The 20,001-nt window shown below is 53.5% G+C and carries 17 protein-coding genes, 2 tRNA genes and 1 rRNA gene; 4 read left to right on the plus strand and 16 right to left on the minus strand.

Going from position 1 to position 20,001, the window contains the following annotated elements:
* Positions 1-26: 26 nt before the first annotated feature.
* The 5 genes from kdpC to rep all read right to left on the minus strand — a co-directional run bounded on the left by kdpC (position 27) and on the right by rep (position 6,642).
* Complete coding sequence (gene kdpC / locus BL249_RS15325) at positions 27-599, minus strand: potassium-transporting ATPase subunit KdpC (protein WP_099705881.1); 573 nt, start codon at positions 597-599, stop codon at positions 27-29.
* Between the two features lie 11 nt (positions 600-610).
* Positions 611-2,659 carry a potassium-transporting ATPase subunit KdpB gene (kdpB, locus tag BL249_RS15330; RefSeq protein ID WP_099705882.1) on the minus strand — a complete coding sequence of 683 codons (2,049 nt, stop codon included), beginning with the start codon at positions 2,657-2,659 and terminating at the stop codon, positions 611-613.
* A 16-nt stretch (positions 2,660-2,675) separates the two neighbouring features.
* Positions 2,676-4,361: a potassium-transporting ATPase subunit KdpA gene (gene kdpA / locus BL249_RS15335; RefSeq protein ID WP_099705883.1), complete on the minus strand. Its 1,686-nt coding sequence runs from the start codon at positions 4,359-4,361 to the stop codon at positions 2,676-2,678.
* Positions 4,361-4,450, minus strand: coding sequence for a K(+)-transporting ATPase subunit F (gene kdpF, locus BL249_RS15340; protein ID WP_099705884.1), 90 nt, complete (start codon positions 4,448-4,450; stop codon positions 4,361-4,363). The genes kdpA and kdpF overlap by 1 nt, the downstream gene beginning before the upstream one ends.
* A gap of 170 nt (positions 4,451-4,620) precedes the next feature.
* Positions 4,621-6,642, minus strand: coding sequence for a DNA helicase Rep (gene rep, locus BL249_RS15345; protein WP_099705885.1), 2,022 nt, complete (start codon positions 6,640-6,642; stop codon positions 4,621-4,623).
* A 101-nt stretch (positions 6,643-6,743) separates the two neighbouring features.
* On the opposite strand from rep, the gene ppiC reads away from it, so the two are divergent.
* On the plus strand, positions 6,744-7,025 hold the full coding sequence (gene ppiC / locus BL249_RS15350; RefSeq protein WP_099705886.1) for a peptidylprolyl isomerase PpiC: 282 nt from the start codon (positions 6,744-6,746) through the stop codon (positions 7,023-7,025).
* Positions 7,026-7,171: 146 nt separating this feature from the next.
* Here ppiC and ilvC read toward each other — a convergent pair whose 3' ends face one another.
* Positions 7,172-8,647 (minus strand): ketol-acid reductoisomerase, encoded by a 1,476-nt coding sequence (ilvC, locus tag BL249_RS15355; RefSeq protein WP_099705887.1) that lies wholly within the window; start codon positions 8,645-8,647, stop codon positions 7,172-7,174.
* A 159-nt stretch (positions 8,648-8,806) separates the two neighbouring features.
* Here ilvC and ilvY point away from each other — a divergent pair, with 159 nt between their 5' ends.
* Positions 8,807-9,688 (plus strand): HTH-type transcriptional activator IlvY, encoded by an 882-nt coding sequence (gene ilvY / locus BL249_RS15360; RefSeq protein ID WP_099705888.1) that lies wholly within the window; start codon positions 8,807-8,809, stop codon positions 9,686-9,688.
* On the opposite strand, the gene ilvA is transcribed toward ilvY, so the two are convergent.
* The 6 genes from ilvA to BL249_RS15390 all read right to left on the minus strand — a co-directional run bounded on the left by ilvA (position 9,689) and on the right by BL249_RS15390 (position 16,353).
* On the minus strand, positions 9,689-11,236 hold the full coding sequence (ilvA, locus tag BL249_RS15365) for a threonine ammonia-lyase, biosynthetic (protein ID WP_099705889.1): 1,548 nt from the start codon (positions 11,234-11,236) through the stop codon (positions 9,689-9,691).
* A gap of 6 nt (positions 11,237-11,242) precedes the next feature.
* Complete coding sequence (ilvD, locus tag BL249_RS15370) at positions 11,243-13,093, minus strand: dihydroxy-acid dehydratase (RefSeq protein ID WP_099705890.1); 1,851 nt, start codon at positions 13,091-13,093, stop codon at positions 11,243-11,245.
* Between the two features lie 105 nt (positions 13,094-13,198).
* Entirely contained in the window at positions 13,199-14,128 is a 930-nt protein-coding gene (locus BL249_RS15375; protein WP_099705891.1) for a branched-chain amino acid transaminase, read from the minus strand.
* Between the two features lie 85 nt (positions 14,129-14,213).
* Positions 14,214-14,471: an acetolactate synthase 2 small subunit gene (gene ilvM, locus BL249_RS15380; protein ID WP_099705892.1), complete on the minus strand. Its 258-nt coding sequence runs from the start codon at positions 14,469-14,471 to the stop codon at positions 14,214-14,216.
* A complete protein-coding gene (gene ilvG, locus BL249_RS15385) occupies positions 14,468-16,114 on the minus strand; it encodes an acetolactate synthase 2 catalytic subunit (protein WP_099753258.1) in 1,647 nt (548 codons plus the stop codon). The genes ilvM and ilvG overlap by 4 nt, the downstream gene beginning before the upstream one ends.
* Before the next feature lie 140 nt (positions 16,115-16,254).
* A complete protein-coding gene (locus BL249_RS15390) occupies positions 16,255-16,353 on the minus strand; it encodes an IlvGEDA operon leader peptide (RefSeq protein ID WP_099705894.1) in 99 nt (32 codons plus the stop codon).
* Between the two features lie 329 nt (positions 16,354-16,682).
* On the opposite strand from BL249_RS15390, the gene BL249_RS15395 reads away from it, so the two are divergent.
* The gene (locus BL249_RS15395; protein ID WP_099705895.1) at positions 16,683-18,209 is read left to right on the plus strand and encodes a YifB family Mg chelatase-like AAA ATPase; all 1,527 of its coding nucleotides are present in this window, start codon (positions 16,683-16,685) and stop codon (positions 18,207-18,209) included.
* A 36-nt stretch (positions 18,210-18,245) separates the two neighbouring features.
* Here the strand turns inward: BL249_RS15395 and BL249_RS15400 are convergent, their stop codons facing one another.
* Entirely contained in the window at positions 18,246-18,584 is a 339-nt protein-coding gene (locus BL249_RS15400) for a DUF413 domain-containing protein (protein WP_099705896.1), read from the minus strand.
* A gap of 121 nt (positions 18,585-18,705) precedes the next feature.
* Here BL249_RS15400 and hdfR point away from each other — a divergent pair, with 121 nt between their 5' ends.
* Positions 18,706-19,530, plus strand: a complete 825-nt coding sequence (gene hdfR, locus BL249_RS15405) for an HTH-type transcriptional regulator HdfR (RefSeq protein WP_099705899.1) — start codon at positions 18,706-18,708, stop codon at positions 19,528-19,530.
* A gap of 105 nt (positions 19,531-19,635) precedes the next feature.
* Here the strand turns inward: hdfR and BL249_RS15410 are convergent.
* The 3 genes from BL249_RS15410 to rrf form a co-directional block, all read right to left on the minus strand.
* Positions 19,636-19,711: transfer RNA gene (locus tag BL249_RS15410), tRNA-Trp, on the minus strand.
* Positions 19,712-19,719: 8 nt separating this feature from the next.
* Positions 19,720-19,796 (minus strand) — tRNA-Asp (locus BL249_RS15415).
* A gap of 80 nt (positions 19,797-19,876) precedes the next feature.
* Positions 19,877-19,992, minus strand: a 5S ribosomal RNA gene (rrf, locus tag BL249_RS15420).
* Positions 19,993-20,001 lie beyond the last annotated feature (9 nt).

Raw genomic sequence — 20,001 nt, forward strand, 5'->3', positions numbered from 1 at the left:
ATCGCCGGTAGCCCCGGCGAAAAGCGTTAACGGGTTAATTTATCCAGCGCGTTATTAAGCAGCAATACATTTACGCCCGGCGGGCCAATAAATCCGGGAACCGGCCGGTAAGTATTATCGGCGATCAGCTGCTCCACCTCAGATAACGACAAATGGCGGGCCGCCGCCACGCGCGGTGCCTGCCAGTAAGCATCCTGTGGTGAAATATGCGGGTCAAGCCCGCTGGCTGAAGCGGTAACCAGCCCCAGCGGCACCGGCCCATGTTGCTGCGGATTGGCCACCTTAAGATCTGCCACCCGCTGCTTAATCGCCGCATACAAAGCAGGATTTGTTGGCCCAAGATTACTGCCGGAGGAAGCCAATGGATTATAGGGAAAATCTGCCGTTGCAGAAGGCCGGCCCTGAAAATACTCAGGGCGCGTAAAACGCTGGCCGATCAGCGCCGAACCCTGCACCCGGTTATTCTCGCTTAGCAACGAGCCGTTTGCCTCGAACGGGAACCACCACTGTCCCAGCAGGGTGGTCAGTAACGGGTAGCCTATTCCGGTTAGCAGGGTGAACAACATTAACAGCAGCAGCGCGGGGCGTAATTGATACATGATTTCTCTCCTCAGGCCAGACCCAACGCGGTCAGAACAATATCAATCAGTTTAATGCCGATAAAAGGCACCACCAGGCCGCCGGCCCCGTAAATCCACAAATTGCGCCGCAGCAGTGCGGCAGCACTGAGAGGACGATAACTGACGCCTTTTAAGGCCAGCGGGATCAGAAACACAATCACCAGCGCGTTAAAGATCACCGCCGAGAGAATCGCTGACTGCGGCGAATGCAACTGCATAATATTCAGCGTGTTTAACTGCGGATAGGTCACCACAAAGGCAGCCGGAATAATGGCAAAATATTTAGCAACATCATTAGCAATACTGAACGTCGTCAGTGAACCGCGCGTCATCAGCATCTGCTTACCAATGTGCACCACTTCCAGCAGTTTGGTCGGATTGGAGTCAAGATCCACCATGTTGCCCGCCTCTTTTGCCGCCTGAGTCCCGGAATTCATCGCCACCGCGACGTCAGCCTGCGCCAGCGCAGGCGCATCGTTCGTACCGTCGCCGGTCATTGCTACCAGCCGCCCGTCAGCCTGATACTGGCGAATCAGCGCCAGTTTGGTTTCCGGTGTTGCTTCCGAGAGAAAATCATCCACACCCGCTTCTGCGGCAATCGCGGCAGCAGTCAACGCATTGTCACCGGTGATCATAATGGTTTTAATCCCCATCTTACGCATTTCGGCAAACCGTTCTTTAATCCCCCCTTTGACAATATCTTTCAGTGCCACCACCCCCGTCACCGTAGCGCCTTCTGCCACTACCAGCGGCGTGCCCCCGGCTCGCGCCACCGCCTCCACCAGCTTATTAACCTCGGGGGGGAACTGGCCACCGTTGGCCTCCACATGGCGGCGGATGGCCTCTGCGGCCCCTTTACGCAGCATACGGTGTTGTATGTTGACCCCACTCATGCGCGTTTGCGCTGAAAACGGTACAAAGGTGGCACCACTGCTTTGCAGATCGCGCTCACGCAGATTAAATTTTTGCTTAGCAAGGATAACAATACTGCGCCCTTCCGGCGTTTCATCTGCCAACGATGCCAGCTGGGCAGCATCGGCCAGCTGGCGCTCACTGACTCCCGGTGCCGGTAAAAACTGTGTCGCCTGGCGATTACCCAGAGTGATAGTGCCAGTTTTATCCAGCATCAGTACATCAACGTCGCCCGCTGCCTCTACCGCCCGGCCACTGGTCGCAATCACATTCGCTTTCAGCATGCGACTCATTCCCGCCACGCCAATAGCAGACAGCAGGCCACCGATAGTGGTCGGAATCAGACAGACCAGTAGCGCCACCAGGACCGTAACGCTGACAGCCTGCCCTCCCCACAGGGAAAAAGGCCACAGCGTGGCGGTGGCCAGCAGAAAAACGATTGTCAGGGCAATCAGCAGAATAGTCAGTGCGATTTCATTAGGGGTTTTACGCCGTTTGGCGCCTTCCACCATAGCAATCATACGGTCAAGAAAGGTTTCGCCAGGATTGACGCTGCACTCAATCACCAGCCAGTCAGAGAGGATACGCGTTCCTCCGGTAACGGAAGAGAAATCTCCTCCGGCTTCGCGGATAACCGGCGCTGACTCACCGGTTATTGCACTTTCATCAACCGAGGCGCCGCCTTCAATAACCTCCCCGTCACAGGGAATGATATCCCCTGCTTCTGCCAGTACCACATCCCCTTTGCGCAAGGTGTCAGCCGCCACCTTAACGGTCTGGGCACCATAGTGAGGCTGCGCCATTTTTTTGGCGTCACTGGTGCGTTTTACCCCTTTCAGGCTGTTGGCCTGCGCTTTACTGCGACCTTCGGCCAGTGCCTCAGCAAAATTAGCAAACAGGACGGTGAACCATAGCCAGATAGCGATAGCCCAGGTAAAACCGGCTGGTCCGACCATCTTTCCACTGCTCATTGCCAGCGCCTGCAGCGTAGTCAGCACGCTCCCCAGCCAGACCACGAACATCACCGGGTTACGAAACTGTATGCGCGGGTCCAGCTTACTGAAAGCATCCACCAGGGCGACGCGCACTAACCGCCGGTCCAGCTTCATCTGTGTTGCGTTATTCATAGGTGCTCCCCGACCCTTACTGGCGGATCATCTGTAAATGTTCGGCAATTGGCCCCAGCGCCAGCGCCGGAATAAACGTCAGTACGCCCACCAGCAATACCGTGCCGATTAACAACGAGGTAAACAGAAAACCGTGGGTGGACAATGTGCCATTGCCTGCTGGCTGAACCGGTTTGACCGACAAGGAACCGGCTATCGCCATCACGGCCACAATGACGCCAAAGCGGCCGACAAACATGCAAAATGCCAGCAGCAGATTCCAGAAAGGGTTATTGGCATTCAGACCGGCGAAAGCACTGCCGTTATTGTTTGCCGCGGAAGAGAGCGCGTACAGCACTTCACTGAAACCGTGAATAGCCGGGTTGGCCATGCTTTCACGCCCGGCTGGAAGCATCATTGCCAGTGCACTGCCAAGTAACACCAGCGTCGGCGTGACCAGGATAGCCAGCGCGGTCATTTTCATTTCCCGCACATCGATTTTTTTACCGAGGTATTCTGGCGTACGGCCAATCATTAAGCCGGCAATAAACACCGCCAGCAGTACAAACAGCAGCATGCCATACAGCCCGGAACCAACGCCGCCAAACACCACTTCACCTATCTGCATTAACAGCATTGTTACCATGCCGCCCAGCGGCGTCAGCGAATCATGCATCGCGTTAACCGCACCACAGGACGCCGCCGTGGTCACCACGGAAAACAGCGCCGATCCCACTATGCCAAACCGTGTTTCTTTGCCTTCCATATTGCTACTGCTGTCGGCGCCCAGCGCCAGCAGATGTGGATTCCCCTGTTGCTCAGCCCGGATAACTATCAGCGCCGCGACCACAAACAACACCGCCATCGCCCAGAGCAGTGCCTGTCCCTGACGCCGGTCTTTCACCCGTTCGCCAAAGGTGAAACACAGGGCGGCGGGAATAAGAAAAATCGCCAGCATTTGCACAATGTTGGTCAATGCCGTCGGGTTTTCAAACGGATGGGCTGAGTTGGCGTTAAAGAAACCTCCGCCGTTGGTGCCGAGTAATTTAATCGCTTCCTGAGAGGCAACCGGTCCCAGTGCCAGCGTTTGCGTGCTTCCTTCCAGCGTAGTGAAGTGCAGATACGGCGCTAAACTTTGTAGCCCGCCCTGGCTGATATAGAACAACGCCATCAGTAATGCGAGCGGCAGCAGCATCCAGAGCGTAATGCGTGTTAGATCGCGCCAGACATTCCCCAGCAAGGCGCAGGAACGGTTAGCAAAACCGCGGATCAACGCAAAAGCCACCGCAATACCGCTGGCAGCAGAGAGAAAGTTTTGTACCGTTAACCCTGCCATCTGGCTAAAGTAGCTCAGCGTGCTTTCTCCGCTGTAGGATTGCCAGTCAGTATTCGTGACAAAGCTGACCGCCGTATTCAGGGCCAGATGCCAGCTCAGCCCCGGCAGATGCTGGGGGTTAAGCGGCAGACTACCCTGAACCATTAGCAGCACGAACAGCACCAGCATGCCGGCGATGTTGAACAGCATCAGTGCCAGCAGATATTGCCGCCAGTCCATGGCGCGATCGGTCACCGCGCAGATTCGCCAGATTTGCCGCTCAATAGTCGCAAGTCCCGGCCACGGACGATCTTCCACCATCACCGCCATGGCCTTGCCCAACGGCAGGGCGAGCAGCATCAATATCGCCAGAAAACTGGCAATGAATAAAAAAGTACTGGTCGCCATTAAAATGTCTCCGCGTTGACCAGGGCATAAATCAGATAGCCCAGCAGCAGAAATACCAGCAGGATACCCGCAAATACCACCATGCTCATTGTTGACCTCCGACACCACTTTTCAGAAGTATCCAGTCTGCGCAGGCGGCAATAAAATAGGTGTAAAAAGAAGCGGGAAGGATATAAAAAAAATATAAAAATTGAACCGATAACGCCGGTTTGTACGCGGTGACGCCGCAGTTTTTTACTGGCTGCGCGACGGACTCATGTCAGCCACCGCGTGACTTATCCAGCATAGCCCGCAGTCCGGCTACCCGACTCTGGCCAGTTTTCATACGTTGTTCAGGACTGACGACCTTACGTTCTGTCTCCCATTGCAAATCATCCTGCGGCAGTTCCAGTAAAAAGCGACTCGGTTGCGGGCAGATCCGTTCACCATACTGACGCCGCTCGCGGCACAGGGTAAAGGTCAGTTCTTTCTGCGCCCGGGTAATGCCAACATAGGCCAAGCGTCGTTCTTCTTCGATATTATTTTCATCAATACTGCTTTGATGCGGCAATAATCCTTCTTCCATTCCCACCAGAAAAACATAGGGAAACTCCAGCCCTTTTGAAGCATGCAGCGTCATCAGCTGAACCTGGTCGGTGTCTTCTTCGTTTTCACCACGCTCCATCATATCGCGCAAGGTGAAGCGGGTAACAACCTGCGCCAGTGACATGGGCTCATCCAGCTCGTTGCCCTCCAGCATTTCGGTCATCCAGCTGAATAAGGTATCGACATTTTTCAGACGCATTTCTGCCGCCTTCGGGCTGACCGAGGTTTCAAACAGCCAGCTCTGATAGTCGATACCGCGAATCAGATCGCGTACCGCATTGATCGGCTCATCCGTCGCCAGATGGGCTATCTCACGCAGCCAGTGTGTAAAACGCTGCAGCGATTCAAGGCTACGCCCGCTTAACGTCTGTTCCAGACCGAGATCAAAACTGGCATTAAACAAGCTCTTGTTTTGTGCGGTTGCCCAGTCACCCAGCTTTTGCAAGGTCGCCGGACCAATTTCCCGGCGCGGGGTGTTGACGATGCGCAGGAAGGCGCTGTCGTCCTGTGGATTGGTTAGTACCCGCAGATAAGCAAGCAAATCCTTAATTTCCGGGCGCGAGAAGAAGGAAGTGCCGCCGGAAATACGGTAAGGGATGCGGTTTTGCATCAGCATTTTTTCAAATACCCGCGACTGATGATTACCGCGATAAAGAATGGCGTAATCCTTATACTGCGTTTTATTAATAAAATGGTGGGCAATCAGTTCACCGGTTACCCGTTCAGCCTCATGCTCTTCATGGTTGGCCGTGATCACTTTCAGTTCAGCACCGTAGCCTAAATCGGAAAACAGCTTCTTTTCGAAAACATGGGGATTATTAGCAATCAAAATATTCGCTGCTTTCAGGATGCGCTGCGAAGAACGATAGTTCTGTTCCAGTTTAATCACCTGCAGAGCCGGAAAATCCTGATTCAGCAGCACCAGATTCTGTGGCCGCGCGCCGCGCCATGAATAGATAGACTGGTCATCATCGCCCACCACGGTAAAGCGTGCACGCTGCCCCACCAGCAGCTTAACCAGCTCATACTGACTGGTGTTAGTATCCTGATACTCATCCACCAGCAGATAACGAATGCGCTGCTGCCAACGTTCGCGTACCGTCTCATCACGCTGTAATAACAGGGTTGGCAGCAAAATCAGATCGTCAAAATCGATTACGTTGCAGGCTTTAAGATGGGCATGGTACAAGCCATAACAGTGAGCAAACAGGGTGTCGCGTTCAGAGCGGGCCAGCGCCGCTGCACCGGCGGGATCGACCAAATCGTTTTTCCAGTTAGAAATGGTGGCAATCAGCTGCTGCAACAGGGTTTTGTCCTCTTCCAGCCACTGGGCGGTCAGCTCTTTCAGCAACGCCATCTGGTCCTGATCGTCAAACAGTGAGAAGTTAGACTTCATGGCCAGTGCGGCGTATTCACGCTTAATAATATCCAGCCCCAGAGTGTGGAAAGTGGAAATCATCAGCCCGCGGGCCTCTTTACGCCCCAGCGTTTGTGCAACACGCTCTTTCATTTCACGTGCGGCTTTATTGGTAAAAGTCACCGCGGCAATATGACGCGCCTGATAACCACATTCGCGGATCAGGTAGGCGATTTTATTGGTGATAACACGCGTTTTACCGGAACCGGCACCCGCCAGCACCAGACAGGGTCCGGTGACAAATTCAACGGCTTGTTGTTGACCGGCGTTCAAACGCATAACCAGGATTCACTCATGATAGTTGGCTGAGATAAAATAATACTCACTGCCCGCCGCATAACGGGACGCAGCTTAGTATAACCAACACGCAGGTCACGATCATGGCAAAAAACGCAGCGGCGCTACATATCCTTGTTAAAGAAGAAAAACTGGCGCAGCAACTCCTGGAGCAACTCCGCAAAGGCGCCGACTTTGACAAGCTGGCGAAGAAACATTCTCTCTGCCCGTCAGGTAAAAAAGGGGGGCATCTGGGAGAGTTTCGCAAAGGACAAATGGTTGCCGCGTTTGATAAAGCGGTATTTTCCTGTCCATTACTGCAGCCATACGGTCCGCTGCATACCCGTTTTGGCTACCATATTATTAAGGTTCTTTATCGTCACTGATGGAAGTGTCCTTACGGTGAATATCACCAGATATACGGTTTCGGTTGCCGCGTGGCAAAACGATCGGGTCATCTTACGGATGCCTGCTCATTGCCGCCATAAAAAAGGCGTCCACCTGGGACGCCTTGTATTCATATCCCGGGCCGTTAGCCGGCAACCGCGATACGCTTCATATCGGTCATATAACCGCGCAGCTTGCGACCTACCGCTTCGATAGGATGGTTACGAATCGCTTCGTTAACGTCGCGCAGCTGGGCATTATCCACGCCGCTGGCAGCAACCGCCTTGCCGAGATCGCCGGCCTGCAGCGTTGTCATAAATTCTTTCAGCAGTGGCACGGCAGCAAACGAGAACAGATAGTTACCATATTCAGCGGTATCGGAAATCACCACGTTCATTTCGTATAAGCGCTTACGGGCAATGGTATTGGCGATCAGCGGCAGCTCATGCAATGACTCGTAGTAGGCTGACTCTTCGATAATACCGGCGTCTACCATAGTTTCAAACGCCAGCTCAACACCGGCCTTCACCATGGCAATCATCAGCACGCCCTGGTCGTAGTAATCCTGCTCGCCAATTTTACCTTCAAACTGCGGTGCCGTTTCAAAGGCGGTTTTGCCGGTCTCTTCACGCCAGCTGAGCAGCTTTTTGTCGTCGTTAGCCCAGTCGGCCATCATGCCTGCCGAAAACTCACCAGAAATAATGTCATCCATATGTTTCTGAAACAGCGGCGCCATAATGGTTTTCAGCTGCTCAGACAACGCGTAAGCACGCAGTTTGGCCGGGTTTGACAGGCGATCCATCATCAGAGTGATACCGCCAAATTTCAGTGATTCGGTCACGGTTTCCCAGCCGAACTGCACCAGTTTTTCGGCATAGGCCGGATCGGTGCCATCAGCAACCAGCTTGTCAAAGCACAGCAACGAACCGGCCTGTAACATGCCACACAATATGGTTTGCTCTCCCATCAGGTCAGATTTTACCTCTGCCACAAAGGAGGATTCCAGCACGCCAGCACGATGACCACCGGTGGCGGCAGCCCAGGCTTTCGCCAGCGCCATCCCTTCGCCTTTCGGATCGTTTTCCGGATGCACCGCAATCAGCGTCGGTACGCCAAAGCCACGCTTATACTCTTCACGCACTTCGGTACCCGGACACTTTGGTGCCACCATGATAACGGTAATATCTTTACGAATGGTTTCACCCACTTCAACAATGTTAAAGCCGTGGGAATAGCCCAGCGCCGCGCCATCTTTCATCAGCGGCTGTACCGCCTTAACCACCGACGAGTGCTGTTTGTCCGGCGTCAGGTTAATCACCAGATCGGCCTGAGGAATCAGTTCTTCATAGCTGCCGACTTTGAAACCATTCTCGCTGGCTTTGCGCCATGAGGCACGTTTTTCGGCAATGGCTTCCGGGCGCAGCGCATAGGCAATATCCAGACCGGAATCGCGCATATTCAGCCCCTGATTGAGTCCCTGTGCACCACAGCCCACGATGACCACTTTTTTGCCTTTCAGATAGCTGGCTTCGTCGGCGAATTCATCCCGCGTCATGAAGCGACATTTTCCTAATTGCGCTAACTGATTGCGCAGGTTCAGCGTGTTAAAGTAATTAGCCATAGGGACCTCGTTATTCGTGTTTGTCATTATTCTGTCTGTAGCACATCAGTCTGCGCTGCCGGAAATTAACCTCATCATATGACAGGAAATGTGTTGCTTAAATTGATATATTAACAACATCACATTGCAATAAATGCAACATAACCTGGCAGACTGCTCATGGATCTACGCGACCTTAAATTATTTCTTCATCTGGCGGAAAGTCGCCATTTTGGCCGCACCGCACGCGCGATGCATGTCAGCCCCTCAACGCTATCGCGTCAGATTCAACGCATAGAAGAGGAGCTGGGCCAGTTTCTGTTTTTACGTGATAACCGCACGGTGACGCTCACCGAAGCCGGCGAGCAGTTACGGCAGTTCGCACAACAAACGCTGCTGCAATATCAGCAAATGCGCCATACCCTCGCCCAGCATGGTCCATCGCTGAGCGGTGAACTGCATCTGTTTTGTTCCGTTACCGCCGCATACAGCCACCTTCCACCCATTCTCGACCGTTTTCGCGCCGAACATCCGCTGGTTGAAATCAAACTCACCACCGGGGATGCAGCCGATGCCGTAGAAAAAGTACAGTCCGCCGAGGCCGATCTGGCCATCGCTGGCCGGCCAGAAAATCTGCCGGCCAGTATCGACTTTATTCCTCTGGGACTTATTCCGCTGATTCTGATTGCTCCGGCGCTACCCTGCCCGGTACGCACTCTGGCTACCGAAGAAAATCCGGACTGGTCACAGGTGCCTTTTATCCTGCCGGAACAGGGACCCGCTCGCCAGCGTATCGATCTCTGGCTACGCCGTGAACGCATCAGTGCACCCCAGATCTATGCCACGGTATCCGGTCATGAAGCCATTGTGTCAATGGTTGCACTGGGTTGTGGAATTGCCCTGCTCCCCGATGTGGTACTGGAAAACAGCCCTGAGCCGGTGCGTAACCGTATCCTCGATCTGGGCCATGCTGCCTCGGTCGCCCCTTTCGAACTGGGAGTCTGCGTGCAGAAACAGCGGCTCAGCGAGCCGCCGATTGCTGCATTCTGGAGCATTCTGTGATCAGCTTCCCGCCAGAAAAAAACGAAATGACGGGTTACTGGTTTCATCATGATAATCATAACCCAGCGCCGCCAGATGCTGTTCGAAGCGGGGTTCCGCCTCTCCCAGCTCAAATGCTGCCAGTACCCGCCCGAAGTCGGTACCATGGCTACGATAGTGAAATAAAGAGATATTCCAGTGTGTCCCAAGGGTTTGCAAAAATTTCAGCAACGCTCCGGGCGCTTCAGGAAATTCAAAACTATAAAGCCGTTCCTGCAATGGTTTGGAAGGACGGCCGCCCACCATATAGCGTACGTGTAGCTTGGCCATCTCATCGTCAGAGAGGTCAACGACGTTATACCCCCCTTGCCTTAGCTGGCGAATAATCTCCGCGCGCTCTTCCAGACCACGCCTCAGGTGCACACCAACAAAAATACAGGCGTCTTTTTCATTGGCATAGCGGTAGTTGAACTCAGTGACTGAACGACCGCCCAGTAGCTGACAGAAGTTAAGAAAACTCCCCTGTTTTTCCGGAATGGTCACCGCCAGCAGCGCTTCACGCTGTTCACCCAGTTCGCAACGCTCAGAAACGTAACGCAAGCCGTGAAAGTTTACGTTGGCCCCGGAAAGGACATGGGCCAGACGCTCACCCCGCAGATTATGCTGCTGAATGTACTTTTTCATCCCTGCCAGCGCCAGCGCCCCGGACGGCTCGGCCACCGCACGCACATCTTCGAACAGGTCTTTCATGGCAGCGCAAATGGCGTCGCTATCCACGGTAATAATGTCGTCGATATATGACTGACACAGACGGAAGGTTTCATCACCAATGCGCTTAACCGCAACGCCTTCAGCAAACAGCCCCACGCGCGGCAAATCCACAGGCTCGCCGGCCAGTAAAGCCGCTTTCAGACAGGCCGAGTCTTCCGATTCCACCGCAATAACTTTAATTTGTGGCATCAGCTGCTTTATCAACACGGCCACACCCGCCGCCAGGCCACCGCCGCCAACCGGCACAAATATCCGGTCAAGGTGTGCATCCTGTTGTAAAAGCTCCATGGCCAGCGTGCCCTGGCCGGCAATGACTGCCGGGTGGTCAAACGGCGGTACAAAGGTATAGCCTTCAGCGTGCGCCAGTTCAATCGCTTTGGCTTTTGCCTCGTCAAAATTAGCGCCGAAAAGATACGCCTCGCCACCAAACGCCCGCACGGCATCTACTTTAATGTCTGCGGTCGCCAGCGGCATCACAATCAGCGATTTAATACCCAGTCTCGTGGCCGACAGCGCCACGCCCTGAGCATGGTTACCCGCCGAGGCGGTGATTACCCCCCGCACTTTCTGTTCTTCACTTAATCCAGCAATCATGGCGTAGGCGCCACGCAGCTTAAAGCTATGTACCGGCTGCCGGTCTTCGCGTTTAACCAGAATGGTATTACTCAGACGAGAAGAGAGCTTCTCCATCTTTTCCAGTGGCGTCACCTGCGCTACTTCGTATACCGGCGAACGTAATACCGCCCGCAGATATTCCGCTCCGCAAGGATTTGCAGGTAGCGGTTGAGATTGAGCCATAATCCTTTAGCCTCCCAGTTTACTCTTGTCGCGTACGGCCCCTTTATCAGCGCTGGTTGCCAGTGACGCATAGGCTCGCAGGGCAAAAGAGACGTCACGCTGACGATTGCGTGGCGTATACGCTGCGTCACCACGCGCCTGTTGCGCCTCACGCCGGGCGTGTAATTCCCTTTCCGCCACGTCCAGCTGGATAGCACGACCTGGGATATCGATATCGATCATATCGCCGTCTTCCACCAGTGCGATGGTGCCGCCATTGGCCGCCTCTGGCGACGCGTGGCCAATAGACAACCCCGATGTACCGCCAGAAAAACGCCCGTCAGTAATCAGCGCACAGCTTTTACCCAGTCCCATCGATTTAAGGTAAGTGGTCGGATAAAGCATTTCCTGCATTCCCGGTCCGCCTTTGGGGCCTTCATAACGAATCACCACCACGTCGCCGGCAACCACTTTGCCGCCGAGAATAGCGTCTACCGCGTCTTCCTGGCTTTCATACACTTTGGCTGGTCCACGAAATTTAAGGATCTCTTTATCCACACCGGCGGTTTTGACGATACAGCCATCTTCAGCCAGATTGCCATACAGCACCGCCAGCCCTCCGTCCTGCGAATAGGCATGCTCGCGTGAACGGATACAGCCTGCTTTGCGGTCGTCGTCAACGCTGTCCCAGCGACAATCCTGCGAAAAAGCCTGGGTGGTACGGATACCCGCCGGCCCGGCGCGGAACATGGTTTTTACCGCCGCACTGTCGGTCAGCATAATGTCATAATGGTTCAGCGTTTCACGCAGGGTGGTTCCCAGGACATTGTTCACCGAGGTATCCAGCAGACCGGCGCGATCTAATTCGCCCAGAATGCCCATTACCCCACCGGCGCGGTGCACGTCTTCCATGTGATATTTCTGGGTGCTCGGTGCCACCTTGCACAAATGGGGAACTTTGCGGGACAGGCGATCGATATCGGAGATATTAAAATCAATCTCCCCTTCCTGCGCCGCTGCCAGCAGGTGCAGCACGGTGTTGGTCGATCCACCCATGGCAATGTCCAGCGTCATGGCGTTTTCAAACGCTGGCTTAGCGGCAATGTTGCGCGGCAGAACGCTGCTGTCATCCTGTTCGTAATAACGTTTGGCCAGGCTAACAATCCGCTCACCGGCAGACAAAAACAGCTGTTTACGATCGGCATGTGTCGCCAGCAGCGATCCATTTCCCGGCTGAGACAGTCCCAGTGCTTCGGTCAGGCAGTTCATCGAGTTGGCCGTAAACATCCCCGAACAGGAACCACAGGTCGGGCAGGCTGAACGTTCAATTTGTTCACTGTCAGCATCGCTGACGTTGGGGTTGGCTCCCTGGATCATCGCATCCACCAAATCCAGCTTAATCAGCTGATTGGACAGTTTGGTCTTGCCAGCTTCCATCGGCCCACCGGAAACAAAAATGGCCGGAATATTCAGGCGCAATGCGGCCATAAGCATTCCTGGCGTGATTTTATCGCAGTTAGAAATACACACCATGGCATCGGCACAATGTGCGTTCACCATATATTCAACAGAGTCGGCGATCAGTTCACGTGAAGGCAGGGAATACAGCATGCCACCGTGTCCCATGGCGATACCATCGTCAACCGCGATGGTATTAAACTCTTTGGCCACGCCGCCAGCAGCTTCAATTTGTTCTGCGACCAGTTTCCCCAAATCGCGTAGATGAACGTGACCCGGCACGAACTGTGTAAAGGAGTTGACCACCGCGATAATCGGCTTGCCGAAATCATCGTCGGTCATGCCGGTCGCACGCCACAAAGCGCGGGCACCGGCCATATTACGGCCGTGGGTGGTGGTAGCGGAACGATACTTAGGCATGCTCTGTTTACTCCAGTTTTAATAATGGGCGGGCCTGCCGGTCACATTTTGTCTCTGGCAAGGTGCATTAAAAGCCGGCGAGCGGCCCGCAAAATCAGGTGGTTATTATCGGTTTACCGCATCCAGCCAACCCCATTTATCGGCTGTTTCGCCGGTGAACAGACCAAAGAACGCTTTCTGAATACGTTCCGTCACCGGCCCACGCTTACCAGCGCCAATCTGAATACCATCAACGCTGCGTACCGGCGTAATTTCTGCGGCGGTGCCGGACATGAAAACTTCATCGGCCAGATAGAGTGACTCTCGCGACAGCACCTGTTCACGCACCTCAATACCGACATCCTTTGCCAGGGTAATAATTGCATCACGGGTGATACCAGGCAGCGCTGAAGAGCTGAACGGCGGGGTAAACAGGATGCCATCTTTGACTTCAAACAGGTTTTCACCCGCGCCTTCGGAAATATAGCCGTTGGTGTCCAGCGCAATACCTTCCTGGTAGCCGTGCCGGCGCGCTTCGCTACCAACCAGCAGAGAAGAGAGATAATTACCGCCGGCTTTAGCCGCTGTCGGCAAGGTATTTGGTGCCACCCGATTCCACGAAGAGACCATCGCGCTGATCCCCTGTTCAAGCGCTTCCGGTCCCAGATAGGCGCCCCAGGGAAACGCAGCAATAATAATATCGGTGGTAAAGCCGTCCGGCGGATTCACACCCAGCCCGACATCGCCAACGAAAGCCAGCGGACGAATATACGCGCTTTTCAGGTTATTTTTTCGTAATACCTCACGACAGGCGTCCATCAGCTGATCAATGCTGTATTTGATGGGCAGACGATAAATTTTTGCCGAGTCGTGCAGGCGCTGCATATGTTCGCGATGACGGAAGACAGCCGGACCTTTGTGAGTATCGTAGCAACGTACCCCTTCAAATACCGAGGTGCCGTAATGCAGGGCGTGAGACATGACGCTGACTTTTGCCTCTTCCCATTTAACCATCTCACCATTGAACCAGATAAAGTCAGCTTTTTTCGTCGACATTCTTTATTCCTTTCGCGACAGGCGCGGTATGTTATGTTGTTTATTATCAGTACATCTGTGCGATCCAGCCGCTATATGCGAGCGATCATGCACGAATTTGTTGCGATGCCTGCTGCTGAACTTCCACGCAGGCGACATCCATCAGTTTGCGTAACTGCGTTGACAGTAAATCGACAGGGCGCTGACTGGCAATGGTCATTTCAATATTAATGTTGTCGGCATTACTGGTGCTCGCCATGTTCATAGTACATACCGTAAAGCCACGGTGACGGACGACACGTAAAATGCGTTCAAGTATTTCCGGACGAAAGCGCGCTTCGATAGACAATTGATGCTGCATCATAAGATTTTCTCCATCATATTTTCGTTGCTGGCTCCCGGCGGAACCAGCGGCCAGACGTTTTCATGTTCGTCAATGGCGACATGTAGCAGATAGGGTCCTTTACTGTGCAGCAACGCGTCTAATGCGGCGTCAACCTGCTGTTTTTCACTAATACGCTGGCCCGGTATGCCAAAGGCGCTGGCCAGCGTCAGGAAATCGGGATTATCGGAAAGATTGGTTTCACTGTAGCGCCCGGAAAAGAACAGCTGCTGCCACTGGCGCACCATGCCAAGGCGCTGGTTATCCAGCAGGAGAATTTTTACCGGCAGCTGTTTGCGCTTGATGGTGCCGAGCTCCTGCACATTCATCATAAAAGACCCGTCACCGGAAATGCAGATCACCACATCATCCGGCCGGGCTATCTGTGCACCTACCGCTGCGGGCAGACCAAACCCCATAGTGCCAAGCCCGCTGGACGTAATAAAATTTTCCGGGCGCGTGAAACGCATATGCTGTGCCGCCCACATTTGATGTTGTCCAACGTCGGTTGTGACTATCGACGAATCTGCTTTGCGATCAGAAAGCTGCTTTAACAACAACGGAGCGAAAATAGCCGAACCCGGGTGATCATAACGCCAGTGGTGCGTTTTCTTCAGCCTTTGCACCTCGTCACGCCAGTCGGCAATGAACAGGGGCTGTGCCAGGGCCGGCAACAGTGCGTTGATATCGCCCTGGATGGCAATATGCGCCCGGCGTAATTTGTTCAGTTCAGCCGGGTCAATATCAAGATGAATTACCGCCGCATGGGGCGCAAAAGTATCCAGCTTCCCGGTCACCCGGTCATCAAAACGCGCCCCCACCGCTAACAGCAAATCACACTGTTGCACCGCCAGGTTGGCTGCTTTTCCGCCGTGCATCCCCAGCATTCCCAGATAACAGGCATCGTCAGGATTTGGTGCACCCAGCCCTTTTAACGTCGCCACTGATGGGATACCGGTGAGGGCAGTAAACTCACGTAACGCCTGCACCGCACCGGCGATACCCACCCCGCCCCCTACATACAAAACGGGCTTTTTCGCTTGCGCCAGCATGTTACGTGCAGAATTGAGTTGATGATCGGGCGTGAGGGGTTGGGCTTCAACGGGTATCAGATGCGGGTCAAAGTTGTGGCTGGATAACTGAATGTCTTTAGGGATATCAATCAACACCGGCCCCGGTCGACCGGAGGTTGCAATCGCGAACGCTTCGGCCATGATCACCGGCAACTGGTCAGGAGATTGCACCAAAAAACTGTGTTTAGTACAGGCCAATGACATGCCGAGCATATCGATCTCCTGAAACGCATCGGTGCCAATAAACCCGGAAGAGACCTGCCCGGTAATGGCCACGACGGGAACGGAATCCATCAGCGCATCCGCCAGTCCGGTTATCAGATTTGTCGCCCCCGGACCAGAAGTCGCAATACATACCCCGACCCGGCCGGTGGCGCGAGCATAGCCAATAGCCGCCATGGCCGCACCCTGTTCATGACGACACAGCAGGTGTTCAACGCCGCCATCATAGAGCGCGTCATAAACAGGCATTATTGCGCCACCCGGATAACCAAACACGGTTTCAACCCCCTGCGCGCGTAATGCTTGTACTACCCACTGTGCACCTGTCATTGCTATTCTCCCGTGTTTTTGCGGGAACAACAGCATTTTATGCTAGTTATCATGATGTGTTCCTTATGACTAAAATTGAGTGATAAAAAAAACCCCCGGACCTTTCGGTGCGGGGGTTCTTTAGAAAATCGGCTTGTTTATTAAGCCTTTGTTCCTCCGAGCGTAGCCCCGCACGGCGTGATAATAATCACGACGACGCGAATGACGACTAGGCTGACGACTCGTAGAACGGCTTTCATCTGGACTCGAATAACTCGTTTGTTCGAAGTAATGCCTACAGAGTTATCACAGTTTTCATCAATACTTCAACTTTTTTTTGACATTGCCAGCGCGCATTGCAAAAAAACATCTTATAAAACAATCGCAATACCATAATTGAATTTTTCTCATTACGACAGGGGCGTAATGATTCAGCACATTTTCGCAGCGCCAGTAGCCAGCCTGCTCTCACAGGTCAGAGTCAGTTTTCAGCAAAAACAACAACGGCTGCGAGCGGTCCCGCAAACCCTTATCTTGCCTGTCGGTTTCCGGCGCGCTTTGCGCCAGACTGACCGAAAGGAGTCACCGTATGTCTTTAGCCCGAATTTATACCCGCGCCGCCATCGGGGTTGATGCGCCGCTGGTCACTGTTGAAGTGCATATCAGTAACGGTTTGCCGGCCTTTACCCTGGTTGGCCTGCCGGAAACAACGGTAAAAGAAGCCCGCGATCGGGTACGCAGTGCCATTATTAATAGCGGTTTTTCATTTCCTGCCCGGCGCATTACCGTCAATCTGGCGCCGGCGGATTTACCCAAAGAAGGGGGACGCTATGATTTACCTATTGCCATGGCCATTCTTAGCGCTTCCGATCAGATACCTGCCGAACGCCTGAGTGATTATGAGTTCGTCGGCGAACTGGCGCTGACCGGTGAACTACGCTATGTCCAGGGCGCCATTCCGGCAGCCATAGCCGCCCTGAATGCGAGGCGCCAGCTTATTCTGTCAGTGATCAATCAACGTGAAGTCGGTCTGATCGGTCAGGGTAAGAGCCTGGTCGCTCACCATTTACAGGAAATAAGCAGCTTTTTCCATGGCAGCCCGCCTCTGCCAGAAGCAATTGTCCCGCCACCGGATCCCCCCAATGATGCGGACTTCCCCTGTCTGACGGATATCATTGGTCAGCAACAGGCTAAACGCGCGCTGGAGATAGCCGCGGCAGGCGGCCATAACTTATTATTACTGGGGCCTCCCGGTACCGGTAAAACCATGCTGGCTACACGCCTGGCGGGCTTATTACCGGCGTTAAGCGAGCAGGAGGCGCTGGAGAGTGCGGCCATTATCAGTCTGGTCAGCAACGCCCCCCTCTGGCAAAAATGGCGCCAGAGGCCATTCAGAGCACCTCATCACACGGCTTCCCGTTATGCGCTGATTGGCGGTGGTGCCATCCCGCGCCCAGGTGAGATCTCACTCGCGCATCATGGCATTTTGTTTCTCGACGAATTGCCAGAGTTTGGCCGTAGTACGCTGGACTCACTACGTGAACCCCTGGAATCAGGGGAAATTCATCTCTCACGATCGCGCGCTAAAGTGACCTATCCCGCGCGTTTTCAACTGATTGCAGCAATGAATCCCAGCCCCACCGGACACTACGCCGGGCAGCACAATCGGGCCTCACCACAACAGACATTACGCTATTTTTCACGCCTGTCTGGCCCACTGCTGGATCGCTTTGATTTATCAATTGAAGTCCCATTACTGCCACCCGGCATGTTGAGCGGTCATGCTGCACGGGGAGATAGCAGTAAAACGGTACGCGCCCGGGTAAAGCTTGCCAGAGAACGCCAGCTAACCCGCAGCGGTAAAATTAATGCGGCAATGAACAACCAGGACGTCAGCCAGTATTGTGCTATCAGCAGCGCCGATGCCGCCTGGCTGGAAGAGATTTTTCATCAGTTAGGTTTATCAGTCCGGGCATGGCAGCGCCTGCTTAAAGTCGCCCGGACGCTTGCCGATCTCTGTGGTGATTTACACATTGAGCGCCACCATTTGCAGGAGGCTATCAGTTATCGGGCGGTGGATCGGTTGCTTATTCACCTAATCAAACAAACCACATAAAAAAGGAGCCTTGCGGCTCCTCAGATTTAATGCTGGTTAATCGTCACTGTCAGAATAATCTTCTATGCTTTCCATCTGGGGTTTACCACCAGAGAGCGTATGGAAACGTTTAGGCCGCTTAATGCGTGCCATATATTTGCTCCACACGCGTTCAGGTTCTGTTTGAGGCTCACGCAGACCGCGGCAAACCTCAAGGAACTGACGCTCTTCGTCAGTCACCGGATCACGTTTAGCCAAATCCAGTTCATTAAACGCATAACCGTGACGTTCCAGCAGTTGCGCTTCCTTAATGGTGAAATCACCATGGCGGGAAAAACCACGTGGATAATTTTTGTTATCAAAAAAACGATTAGTTGTTGCAAAGCTATCCGCCATTTTACACGCTCCTGACTCTTCAATGGCCGTGCTATTTATGGCGCGGAGTATTAGATAGGCTTGACAGAGTGTAAAACAAAACATTTAAATCATAACGACAAATTATTTTCAGGAGATGGACGTGGATTCGGAATTACTGAAAACTTTCCTCGAAGTAAGCAGAACCCGCCACTTTGGCCGGGCTGCCGAGGCGCTTTATTTGACACAATCAGCCGTCAGCTTTCGTATCCGCCAGCTTGAAAACCAACTGGGTGTAAACCTGTTTACCCGTCACCGGAATAACATTCGCCTGACCGCTGCCGGAGAACGTTTGCTTCCCTATGCTGAAAGCCTGATGAATACCTGGCTGATGGCAAAAAAAGAAGTTTCCCATACCCAGCAACATCACGAACTGTCAATTGGTGCCAGTGCATCTTTATGGGAGGCCTACCTCACGCCATGGTTGCAAACGTTGTATGAAAACCGTGACAGCCTGCGTCTTGAAGCCCGCGTGGCGCAACGCCATCTTCTGGTCAAGCAGCTTCATGAGCGACAGCTGGACCTGTTAATCACCACGGAAGCCCCTAAGATGGATGAACTGACCAGTCAGCAAATTGGTCATATCACTTTGCATCTGTTTCGCGCCAGACATAGCGAAAAACGGGATAAATATGATTACATAAAACTGGAATGGGGTGCCGATTTTCATCAACATGAAAGCTTTATGACAGGCGCTGATGATGTCGCGGTATTAACTACCACCTCAGCTCAGCTAGCGCGTCAGCTATTAGCGACTACAGGCGCCTGTGCTTTTCTGCCCGATATCTGGGGTAAAGAATACGATGATCTGTTGGCTATTCCGGATACACCGGTTGCCGTGCGGCCGCTGTATGCTGTCTGGCTGCAAAACAGCGACCAACAGTCACATATCCGACAGCTCATTAAATATCCGGTCAATACGCAGTAAGCAATAATGTTACAAAATCAGACCCAACCGCAGGTAACGGTGGCCTGGAGCGCAAAAAATAAGGGTAAAAAAAAATCCTTTGCAAAAGCAAAGGATTGATATTTATGGCAGGGGCGGAGGGACTCGAACCCCCAACACCCGGTTTTGGAGACCGGTGCTCTACCAATTGAACTACGCCCCTAAAAAGGGTGGCGGAACGGACGGGGCTCGAACCCGCGACCCCCTGCGTGACAGGCAGGTATTCTAACCAACTGAACTACCGCTCCACCGAATTTTACTGATGCCGTTTATTGTAGCGGCTTCAGGTATTTCTCCCCTCCCGCGTCACCGGGGGGTCCTGTATGATGCCTGGCAGTTCCCTACTCTCGCATGGGGAGACCCCACACTACCATCGGCGCTACGGCGTTTCACTTCTGAGTTCGGCATGGGGTCAGGTGGGACCACCGCGCTAAAGCCGCCAGGCAAATTCTT

The organism is Erwinia sp. OLFS4 (assembly GCF_002752165.1).
Lineage (GTDB): Bacteria > Pseudomonadota > Gammaproteobacteria > Enterobacterales > Enterobacteriaceae > Izhakiella.